Genomic DNA, 559 nt, shown 5'->3' on the forward strand with positions numbered 1-559 from the left:
CTGCCGACTGCCGTTAACGACACCAACCCGGTCACCGCCAGCGAAGCGCAGCTGACCCTGACCGGCAACGTGCTGAGCAACGACATCCAGGGTGCCGACCGCATTACCACGGGGCCAATCACTGCGGGCACCTTCACCGGTACCTACGGCACCCTGGTACTGGCCGCCGACGGCACCTACACCTACACGCTGAACACCAGTGATCCGGACTTCATCAACCTGCACGGTGGTGGCAGCGGCGTCGAAACCTTTACCTACACCCTGAAGGATGCCGACGGCGACAGCAGCACTGCGACCCTGACCCTGAACGTCAACAACCTGAACGATCCGGTAACCCTCAACGGCCTGGATGTCGAAGGCGGCGAACTGACCGTCTTCGAGAAAAACCTCAGCGACGGCAGCAACCCGAATGCCTCGGCGCTGACCCAGGGCGGCAGTTTCACCGTTACGGCCCCGGATGGCCTGCAGACCCTGACCGTCGGCGGCATCACCGTGGTCAGTGGCGGCAGCGCGGTCGGCTTCCCGCAATCGGCCGTCACCCCGGAAGGCAACACCCTGA

The 559-nt window shown here is 64.2% G+C and carries 1 protein-coding gene; it reads left to right on the forward strand.

The annotated features are described in order from the left end of the window. On the forward strand, positions 1–559 hold a 559-nt coding region (locus DM813_RS00050; protein ID WP_164897192.1), incomplete at both ends, for an Ig-like domain-containing protein.

Source organism: Pseudomonas alkylphenolica, assembly GCF_004025535.1.
Lineage (GTDB): Bacteria > Pseudomonadota > Gammaproteobacteria > Pseudomonadales > Pseudomonadaceae > Aquipseudomonas > Aquipseudomonas alkylphenolica_A.